The 10,340-nt window shown below is 50.9% G+C and carries 10 protein-coding genes; all 10 read left to right on the forward strand.

Features of this window, described 5'->3' with window-relative positions; genetic code table 11:
• Positions 1-119 precede the first annotated feature (119 nt).
• The 10 genes from SDD30_RS16725 to SDD30_RS16770 all read left to right on the forward strand — a co-directional run bounded on the left by SDD30_RS16725 (position 120) and on the right by SDD30_RS16770 (position 10,330).
• The gene (locus tag SDD30_RS16725; protein ID WP_434076071.1) at positions 120-1,196 is read left to right on the forward strand and encodes an ABC transporter ATP-binding protein; all 1,077 of its coding nucleotides are present in this window, start codon (positions 120-122) and stop codon (positions 1,194-1,196) included.
• 26 nt (positions 1,197-1,222) lie between these two features.
• The gene (locus tag SDD30_RS16730; protein ID WP_434076072.1) at positions 1,223-2,314 is read left to right on the forward strand and encodes a Gfo/Idh/MocA family protein; all 1,092 of its coding nucleotides are present in this window, start codon (positions 1,223-1,225) and stop codon (positions 2,312-2,314) included.
• A 21-nt stretch (positions 2,315-2,335) separates the two neighbouring features.
• Entirely contained in the window at positions 2,336-3,175 is an 840-nt protein-coding gene (locus SDD30_RS16735) for a sugar phosphate isomerase/epimerase family protein (protein ID WP_434076073.1), read from the forward strand.
• A gap of 20 nt (positions 3,176-3,195) precedes the next feature.
• Complete coding sequence (locus SDD30_RS16740; protein WP_434076074.1) at positions 3,196-4,410, forward strand: ROK family protein; 1,215 nt, start codon at positions 3,196-3,198, stop codon at positions 4,408-4,410.
• Positions 4,411-4,477: 67 nt separating this feature from the next.
• A complete protein-coding gene (locus tag SDD30_RS16745; RefSeq protein ID WP_434076075.1) occupies positions 4,478-5,539 on the forward strand; it encodes a Gfo/Idh/MocA family protein in 1,062 nt (353 codons plus the stop codon).
• Positions 5,540-5,555: 16 nt separating this feature from the next.
• On the forward strand, positions 5,556-6,578 hold the full coding sequence (locus SDD30_RS16750; RefSeq protein ID WP_434076076.1) for a Gfo/Idh/MocA family protein: 1,023 nt from the start codon (positions 5,556-5,558) through the stop codon (positions 6,576-6,578).
• Positions 6,579-6,619: 41 nt separating this feature from the next.
• Positions 6,620-7,537 (forward strand): sugar phosphate isomerase/epimerase family protein, encoded by a 918-nt coding sequence (locus tag SDD30_RS16755; RefSeq protein WP_434076077.1) that lies wholly within the window; start codon positions 6,620-6,622, stop codon positions 7,535-7,537.
• A 24-nt stretch (positions 7,538-7,561) separates the two neighbouring features.
• Positions 7,562-8,734, forward strand: coding sequence for an N-acetylglucosamine-6-phosphate deacetylase (gene nagA / locus SDD30_RS16760; protein ID WP_434076078.1), 1,173 nt, complete (start codon positions 7,562-7,564; stop codon positions 8,732-8,734).
• A gap of 2 nt (positions 8,735-8,736) precedes the next feature.
• Positions 8,737-9,450, forward strand: a complete 714-nt coding sequence (gene nagB, locus SDD30_RS16765) for a glucosamine-6-phosphate deaminase (RefSeq protein ID WP_434076080.1) — start codon at positions 8,737-8,739, stop codon at positions 9,448-9,450.
• Positions 9,451-9,817: 367 nt separating this feature from the next.
• On the forward strand, positions 9,818-10,330 hold the full coding sequence (locus tag SDD30_RS16770; protein WP_434076079.1) for a four-carbon acid sugar kinase family protein: 513 nt from the start codon (positions 9,818-9,820) through the stop codon (positions 10,328-10,330).
• Positions 10,331-10,340 lie beyond the last annotated feature (10 nt).

The following is a 10,340-nucleotide window of genomic DNA, read 5'->3' on the forward strand; positions in this document are numbered from 1 at the left end:
GCCGTGTGCGTTAATTGCGCCAGCACGGTTCTGTGAGGGGGGTATGCCGCGAGGCATACCTCTACTCGACCATTATATGTCATCGAACGCCGTCAATACCATAGGGGGTAGTGGCTAACATGGCAACTGTCAGCTTAGAGAAAGTGCGGAAATCATACGGACCCGTGACAGCGGTAGACGGAATTAACCTTGATATTGCTGATGGGAATTTGGTTACTCTCTTGGGACCAAGCGGCTGCGGCAAAACGACTACTCTACGAATCATAGCAGGACTTATCATGGAAGACAGTGGAGTAGTCAAAATAGATAACGTTTCTGTGCGTGGAATCCCCCCGTGGAAACGCGATGTCGGTATGGTCTTTCAAAACTATGCTCTATTCCCACATTTGACCGTATGGGAGAATATTGCTTACGGTTTGCGTATCCGCAAATGGCGCTTAGAACAGATAAGTAAGCAAATCGATAAAGTGGCCAGTCTTATGGAAATTGGGCTCTTGCTCAAGCGTTTACCACGGGAACTTTCAGGAGGTCAGCAGCAACGCGTGGCTTTGGCCAGGGCACTAGCGATAAATCCAAGAGTTCTGTTGATGGACGAGCCATTGAGTGGCCTAGATGCCAAACTGCGAGAACGGGTTCGCTATGAACTGAGGCAACTGCAAAAAGCAGCTAATATCACTACTATTTATGTCACGCATGATCAGGAAGAAGCCTTCGCATTAGCAGACCGCATTGTGGTAATGAATGCGGGCCACATTGAACAGGTAGGTACTCCGTCTGAAATGTACCGGGAGCCAGAGACAAGTTTTGTTGCTCGCTTTCTTGGCACGAGCAATGTGTTTACTGGAACTGTACTTGAGAGTGACCCCAGTTCTAATAAAGTGGTAATTGGTTATGAGAAAATCCGACTTTCTGTTCCGTACAAGGACGGTGTCCAGCGTAATCAGAAGGTCGAAGTAGTTATCCGCACCAACAAGATAAGCCTTGTCCCTGCAAAACCTGTGATTAACGAAAACTGCTTTGAGGGTCGAGCTCTGGGACTAACTTTTAATGGGTCATACTGGAAGGTGGCATTTGTTTCAGCGGGGCTAGAGTTTAAGGCAGATGTGCCAGCTGATAGAGACGTAAGTTGGGTAATGCCAGGGAAAGAGCTGTGGGCTTCTGTGACTGACCAGGAAGTCTTATACTTCGCACAGTAACATAACATGAATGGGGAGGGTTATCAGTGGCAGGCTTAGTAAAACTGGGTGTCGTCGGGTGCGGGTACATTGCACAACAGGATTACTTGCCAGTATTAGTCAGAGAAGATGTTAGAGAGTGCGTAGAGCTCACTGCTGTCTGTGATCGAGTTCCGGGGCGGGCGGAAGAGATTAAGAAAAAGTATGGGGCGAAGGAAGCCTATGAGGATTATGACAGAATGCTTGCCGAAGCTGACCCGGACGTAGTCGCCATACTGACGCCAATTCCTCTACACTACGAGCAAGTTGTCAAAGCCATCAAGGCAGGTAAACACGTGTATGTCCAAAAGAGTATGACCGTAACGTTCCAAGAGGCTATGGAGGTAGTAGACCTAGCGGAAAAGGAAGGTATCAAATTATGTGCCTCACCGGGGCAGATGCTTGATCCGTATCACCTAGAGGCCAAGCGACTAATCGACGCAGGAGCCATTGGTAAAGTTTGCTTTGTTAGAGGGCATGGGTGTCACCCTGGACACGAAAACCAGGAGCTATTCGGAATTGACCCGTCCTGGTATTATGCCCCCGGCGGCGGGCCTGTTCGGGACGTAGCTGTGTATCCTCTAACCAGCATAACTGGTATCCTGGGGCCGGCCAAGAGGGTTTCAGCTTTTTCCGGTATCGCCATCAAGGATCGCAGTTGGAATGGTAAGAGATTGGACGTTACGATGGATGACAACACAGTGATTACGCTCGACTTTGGGGACGGCGTCTTTGCTTCTGTTGAAGGGAGTTTCTGTATGAGAAGGGTCAATACTCCCCAGATTGAGCTCTACGGGGCGAAGGGAGTTATTCAGATCGGGCACTGGGCTCGCCCCAATCCCCCGCTTGAGGTGTATACCGAGGAAGACATACTTGGTTTTAAAGCAGGATGGTATCTTCCGTTGAATCCCATCAGCGCCAAACCGACCCCTCCCATAAAACCAACTGCGGCCGACCTCTTGCACCTGGTAGAATGCGTTAGGTTAGACAGAAATCCGGTTCCTTCAGGGGCGCACGCCATGCATGTTATTGAAATCATCGAGAAGGCGTATGAGTCCGCAGTAACCGGACGGGCGATTGAATTGACCACTGTCTTTTAACAAAATGAGGGGTGACATTCAATGATACTCTTGCCTAGCGTTTTGAACTGGAGTTACCACAGGTCCTATGGGGATGCATGGTCAACAAGTTTAAATGAGTACATTGCGAAAGTCGCAAACCTGGCCCGTAAGTTCGGCTTTGCACCCATGGGCATTAACATCGGTACGGGAGGAGAACAGAACCAGCTCCCAAGACGGGATCACAATTATGTTGCTGAGCTTAGGAAAAAGCTCGAAGATCTAGGCCTCACACCGATTCCGATTATCGGCACCCTTCAAATTCATGCGGATGCTGCAGTCGTGGCGAAGTCAATCGAAGCACTAAAACCTACCCTGGAGATCTCCTCTTGGCTTGGAATTGAGGTGTCGACGTATAACCTGTCTCTCCATGGTCGCCTGACTAAAGAGAAGGCGGTCCGTGTATATGCTGAAGCGGTAGCTAGACTTGCCGATGTGGCCGCGACCTTCGGACAAAGAATCTGCACTGAAAACTACAACCACTTTACTAGTGACGAGCTACTCTTAGCTATTGAGAGGTGTGGCAAGAACAACGTAGGTTTTCTAAACGACATCGGAAACTGGCTCCTTTTAGGGGAGGATCCGGTATCAGTAACCCGAAAACTTGCCTACCGTACGTTCCATGTTCACGTTAAAGACTACCACCTACAGGATGGGGTATGGAGAAGCGTTCCGCTTGGCCAAGGCATTATTGACATACCGAGCATACTCGAAATCTTGGCCAAGACGCCCGGGGATGCTGTGTTCCTGGCCTTGGAGACTGACCTTGACGAAGGCGACGAAAACCAGGCACTAGTAGAGAGTGCCGCGTATATAAAACCATTGCTTAGGCTCAATCCATAGATCGTTGTGGAGGCAACAGTGTGCTAACGGGAAATCAACAGTTGATGAAAGAAATCAACCGTATGGCGATAATTAAACTTTTGCAGACCCACGGCCTCCTATCTCGAGCAGAGATTGCCAGGGTGGCAAACCTTAGCCGCAGCACTGTATCTGGCTTGGTATCAGAGCTAATAGATCTCGGAATTGTCATTGAGCAGGAGAAGGATCGCTCGAAAGGAGGGCGGAAGCCGATGCTCCTGAGCATCAACGAGGCGGGCGGAGTGATCCTTGGGATCGATCTCGGTGGAACAAAGATCGTTGGCGGCGTGGTAAACTTGCGGGCCCAGGTTCTGAAACGCCTTCATCGCCCCACTCCCAAGGATCCAGATGAAGTCGTAGTTGCACTTATTGAGCTGATCAGGGATCTTTTGGATACTCCGGAGGCAATAGCGTCGGAAATAAAGGGAATTGGAATTGCATGCCCTGGTCTGGTTGACAGAGAGCACGGGACGGTTGTGGATGCAGGTAACCTGAGATGGCGTAACGTACCATTGGAGGACAAGATAAAGAAGGAATTTGGCCTTCTTACAGTTATTGAAAACGATACTAATGCTGCTGCACTTGGGGAAAAACACTATGGTGTCGGGACTGGCGTTGACAGCCTTATCTACGTCGCAATTGGTACTGGAATTGGAGCAGGCCTAATTGTAAACGGTTTATTGTTTCGCGGGGCTTTTAACGGTGCTGGGGAAGTTGGCCATATGCACGTTTTGGATTCGGGACCTCAGTGCGTTTGCGGCCGAAGGGGTTGCCTGGAGGCTCTGACAAGCGGACCGGCCATTGGACGGAGGGCGGTAGAATTACTCTTAGAGGGAAGACACAGTTCCCTCTTAATGGAGGCTTATAAAAAGAACGGCGCACTAACTGCAGAAGAAGTGGCTCTGGCAGCGAAGGAGGGGGATACCCTGGCCACCGCGGTGTTTACAGAGGCTGGGAGGTATATTGGACTGGCTTTAGGGAACCTGGCTAACAGCTTTAATCCATCGATGATTGTGCTGGGAGGGGGGGTCGCTAAAGCAGGAACAGTTCTCCTGGAGCCAGTGCGCCAAGCTGTCAACGAGATTGCGTTAACCAGCCACAATAAGGGGCTTCAGGTTGTTTTAACCTCCCTGGGTGATGATGCTGGTATCGTAGGGGCTGCGACGTTGGTCCTAAATCAGCTTTTTTCCCCGGTAGATCTGAGACGTAGTAAATAAGCCTGCGGGCCACTCTGGCCGGGGAGAATACAATGCCTGCCCAAGACTTCAAAAGGAGGAAGCTGTGATGACAAACTTGCGCGTTGGGATTGTAGGTGGCGGTTTTATGGGCAAGGCGCATGCCAGCATTTACAAGGCAGAGCGCGATGTAGAAGTTGCCATGGTGGCGACTAGCCGTCCAGAGAGCGCCAAAGCTTTTGCTGAATTTGCTGGGGCAACGAAATGGACAACCTCCTTCGAAGAACTTTTAGCTTCTCCGGATATTGATGCGGTAGATATTTGTGCTCCCAACCATTTACACTATCCCGTGGCCATGAGGGCTATTGCCAACCGAAAGCCATTCCTAATCGAGAAACCATTGGCCCGAAACATCGCAGAAGCACAAGAAATTGTTACGGCCCAGGAAAACGCTGGTCTAGTGGCTGTTTATGGTGAAAACTTGCGTTACTCACCGCCTTACGTAAAGGCCAAAGAAATAATCGACGAGGGTGGCATCGGCAATGTGATTATGATGCGAATCAACGAGATTCATAACGGCCCCTTTCACTCTCAGTGGTTTTGGGATGCACAGAAGACCGGCGGGGGAGCTCTCTTGGACATGGGAATCCATGGCCTGTTCGTCGCAGAGTGGTTGGTGCAGGATCGTGCCTGTCACGTTTACGCCGAGTTGGGAACGCTTAAGTGGGCCAACAAATGCCTCAATGGGGCAGAAGACACAGCTTTCTGCACACTGCGGTTCCCAGGGGGAGCGATCGCTGAAATCGTAAACAGCTGGGCAGCTTCTGGCGGGATCGATGTGAGAACTGAAATCTACGGAACAGAAGGCACGATTTACATTGATGCTTCCCGTCAAGCTGGCGGACTGAAGGTGTACAGTGAGCGGGGGTATGGTGACCCCGTGGCGGTCGAAGCAGGGCAACGGCCACATGTGGCCCCGAAGATTGGGTGGAGCTTCCCTGTGCCAGATGAATGGCAGATACACGGCCATGCTCCGGAAGTTAGACATTTCTTGGCATGTGTTCGGAATGAGGCAAAACCGTTATCCACCCTTCGCGACGGAATGCGTGCGCTGCAACTGGTCGATGCGCTTTATCGCTCCGGACGTAGTGGCGAAGTCGCTACATTGTAATAGGGAGGCTCTGACGATGGCAGAGAGGGTAGGAGTAGGAGTCGTTGGTTGTGGAGCCATAGCGCAACGTTACCACATACCGGCCCTTCAATCATCCCCTTATACCGAGGTAGCAGTCGTTGTTGATGTCGATTCAGTACGGGCCCGGGAAACAGCAGAGAGGTTTGGAATACCTGCATGGTCTACGGATTATACCAACGTGTTCTCTGATGACAAGATTGCTGCGGTCAGCGTTTGTACTCCCAACAAATTTCACGCAGTGACTTCTGTGGGAGCTGCGCGGGCGGGGAAGCATGTTTTGTGTGAGAAACCGATGGCAATGGACATGGAAGAGGCTAACAGGATGGTCGAGGCCGCAAGGCAGGCCGGTACATTTCTTATGGTGGAGTTCCCCATGCGCTTTGATCCAGGGTATGCTGCCGCGCGACAGGCTGTGGAAACAGGCATGTTAGGGGAAATCGTGTCGGTACGTTCTAACTGGGCTCATGGAGGACCACAACTTTGGTCTCCTAGCGGTAAATGGTTCTTTGCCAAAGATGCTGCCGGTGGCGGTGCGCTTCTTGATCTAGGGATTCACAACATTGATTTTATCTGTAGCCTATTCGGAGACGTGGCTGCCGTACTTGGTAGCATGCGAACCTTGCGGTCTGACAGCAGCGTTGAAGACATTGCTTCACTGCTGTTAGAGTTTGAAAACGGGATTTCCGGAATGGTTACTTCATCTTGGATGTGCCTTCCCGATGTTGTTGAAACAGAGATTCATGGTACTAAGGGGCGGCTTCTTGTCAGCGGTTGGCCCACTGAAAGAGTCACTTTGTCGTTGAGCGGCCAGGTTAAAGGGGATATGGAGCTCAAGTTTCCGGAAAACAAAGGGACACAAGACGGGCATTTTCGTTGCATCCAATACTTTGCCGAGTGCATTGCTAAGAATACGCCGCCAAAAGTGGCGACTGGTGACGATGGTAGGAGGGCCATTGCTATCGCACAAGCAGGCTATAGGTCTGCGCTGGAAGGGAAAAGAGTGCCTGTTCGTCTGTAGGATTACTAACCACCTAATCCTTGGGTTAAGGAGGAAAGATTATGTCCATCAAAATTGGATGTACTGCTTGGAGCCTAACTCCTACGTATAATCCCCCTTTTGACGATGCCATAGATACTATCGCCGAGCTGGGTTTCCAAGGTGTTGAACTGATCGTCACAAACAGGCAGGAGATGGATGAGTATTATACACCGGCGCAATGTGCCAGGCTTGCCAAACAGGTTGCCAGCCACAATATGAGAGTCTCAGAGTTCGTGGTTTATGCACACATGATCGAAGGGTTGGCAAGTCTAGACAAGGCCAAACGTGCGACAGCACTCGCCGACTTTGAGCATGGGGCGAAAATCGCTAAAGCTCTCGGTAGCGAGATAATAAATACTGTATCTCACTGGATTCCGGGCCTTACGGCACCCATCCCCTATCCCCCGGGTTACGTTTATGTCACGGTGCCAGGCGTCCAAAGGTTTCAACCTAAGCTTACGTTTAAGTACCCGGACTTTGACTGGGAACAAATCTGGAACAATTATGTTGAAAGTATGCGCCTTTGTGCAGAGATAGCGGCCCACTACGGACTACGGTTCGCTCTGGAAGGTCATCCACACGTAATTGTAAGTCATACTGATAGCTTTCTTCGCCTTTTTGAACATGCAAAGAACGACAACCTGGGTATGAACTTCGATACCGGGATGCAGGCGGATCAGCGGGAGTACATTCCTATTTCGATCAAAAAGCTAGGCAACAAGATTTTTCACATGCATGTCCGTGATTCGGACTCGCTGGTAACACATCAGCTCCCAATCGGGCAAGGTGTGCTGGACTGGTACGCGATCCTGGGGGCACTGAAACAAGTTGGATACCACGGCTTCCTGTCTATTGAGCTAGGTAGCTACACCGATCCTGTACGATGGCTAGTTGAGTCCAAGAACTATTTAGAGAGGGTTTTGACGGAATTAGCCTGAGGAATGGCTTAGGGGGACTTACGGATGGGACATGCCCTTTGCGGACGGGTAGTGACACCGGAAGGGATAATTGAGTCTGGCGTGGTTCGGGTTGTAGGCGAAAAAATTGACTGGGTGGGACAGGCGGAAGAGCATGTTGGACCGGCCACGCGGAACTTTGGGCAGGACTTTATCGTTCCGGGATTCATTGATTTACATGTCCACGGTGCAGACGGTGTAGAATTCCTGGATGACGGGAGTGCTGACATCGAGAAAATTCTCGCTTACCACGGGCGCCACGGGACCACAAGTCTCCTCGCGACAGTCGCTGCTGCTCCATACGAAAGAATCTCAACTAGTCTTAAGGTTATCCAAAACCTAATGAATAGACAGCGCAACACGCCAATGTGTTCCGCTCAGATTTTAGGGGTTCACCTGGAAGGGCCGTTTCTTAACTGCAAGCGTGCTGGCGGACAAGACCCGGCAAGTTTGTGCCCACCAGATCGGGCCAGATTTGACGAATGGCAGGCGCTGGCCCCTGTACGGCTTATAACAGTGGCCCCCGAGCTTGCCGGCGCTCGAGAGTTTATTCGTCATGCTAGTAGTCGAAATGTAATCGTTTCAGCGGGGCACACGGATGCTACCGCAGAACAATTAGAACATGGGACCGAGTGGGGATTAACGCACCTTACCCACTTTTATAACGCTATGAGCGGCCTACATCACAGAGAACCTGGTGTGGTGGGAGCTGGACTCACCTTACCTGGTGTGGACCTGGAACTTATAGCAGATTTAGTTCATGTCCACCCAATGGCGCTCCGGCTGGCTTATCTGACCAAAGGCTCCTCCCACATCGCCCTTGTGACCGATGCCGTGGCCTATTGCGGCCTTCCAGACGGTTCGTATGAAAAACGAGGTCGGCGGGTGTACGTCGAGAAAGGTAGAGTTTACCTATCTGACGGTACACTCGCGGGAAGTACTCTCACTCTTGACCATGCAGTGAGAAACATGGTGAATAAGGTTGGCGTCAGTATAGTGGAAGCCGTTACCATGGCTAGTGCTACGCCAGCCAGAATCTTAGGCATCCAGAGGCAAAAAGGACGAGTTGCTCCTGGTTTTGATGCTGATCTAGTTGTCCTTGATTCCTCTCTAAACGTTCGAATGAGCATGGTTGGAGGACAGATCATTTATGAAGCGCCTGGGGGCATGCATAGTTGAACGTGATCTTTTTAAGGAACAAGACTGAAGTTGCACAATGGGCTGCTCACTATATCATGACAAAATTGCAGGACCATCCCGGGTTCGTTCTGGCATTGCCTACGGGAAGGACAGTAATTGGGCTATATCGGGAACTCAAGGAATTGCACCGCGCTGGCAACCTACAGGTAAACCACATTCGTGCCACTTTTAACCTTGACGAGTATGTTGGGCTGGGTCCCACGCATCCTGGTAGCTTTCGCCAGTTCATGATCAAACACTTTGTGGTTCCGCTCTCGTTTCCCGAGAAGCAATTCCACATTCCTTCGGGAATTGTGGACGACTTAACGAAGGAATGTCAGGCTTATGAAGAAGCCATACGCGACTCTGGAGGGATTGATCTAGCAATACTAGGCATCGGGCAAAATGGCCACATTGGTTTTAATGAACCGGGCACCTCGTTCAAGAGCCTAACACACGTTGTTAACCTCACCCCCGGGACACGGAGAGCAAATGCTTATGCTTTCGGTGACAGGGCCAAAGTTCCGACTCAGGCCATAACCATGGGCTTATCTACAATTATGTCCAGCCGAGAGCTACTTCTCCTGGCGACCGGTCCTCGCAAGCGAGACATCTTGCGCAAAGCACTCAAAGGCCGAATCACCGAGGAGTGTCCGGCTTCGATCCTACAGTTGCATCCTCAAGTTACTGTGGTGACAGATCAACCAATTGACTAACGATGACATATAAACCAGGCCATACCATAGCTGTGGTCTACGAGAATTCCTGTTAGAGTTTTGCTCACAGGAGTCTGCAAGGAACCTACAGGTGTACCAGGAGCATCAATATGACATTCCTCACATCTATTCTTGTGATTTACGCTGGGATGCCCGGATGTGAGCTTGTACTACGCTGGTTGTTTTCCAGATGCGCCGCAAGGAACCTTCTGAGAAATGCCTTGGACCGTTATTGATGAAGCTAAGGTGAAATAACCACGACGTATGCAGTCTTGCGCCAGGTGTGGCAAGACTGCATACGATTTGCGGTTCTTTCACACATGGCGCATTCACGATCTGGGGGACGAACTTTAAGGAGGAGCAACCTTTGGCCCAGACTCTTGTTATTGCCGATGACCTGACGGGAGCTAACGACACCGCTGTGGCTTTTGCCCAGGGGCATGCACGCTGTCTCACTGTGTTCGGGAGAGAAGAGCTGTCAGCCCTGCCAACTGCGGAGGTGGTAGCGCTCGACACAGAGACCCGCAACCTTCCGACCACCGTAGCAACTAGACAAGTGACAGAGATAGTGAAGCCTTTCTTGCCAGTCCCACCTTCTGTACTACTCTTTAAGAAGATTGACTCGACTTTGCGCGGCAATGTAGGAGCCGAGGTCGATGTTATTCTTGCCAGGAGCGGGTTGCCGCTGGCGGTAGTAGCACCGGCTTTCCCCGACAATTCGCGTGTAGTGATTGGCGGTTGCGTGCTCGTCAATGGGCGTCCACTCGAGCGTACCCACATCGGCCAGGATGTTTTCGCGCCAGTTCGGTCCTTCTGCGTTTGTCAATACAAAAATGATCCACTATGGCAAAGTAAATCTGATCCACTTATGATAAAGTAAAAGTGATCCA

The sequence above is a fragment of the Moorella naiadis (nom. illeg.) genome (assembly GCF_051020825.1).
Lineage (GTDB): Bacteria > Bacillota > DSM-521 > Neomoorellales > Neomoorellaceae > Neomoorella > Neomoorella naiadis.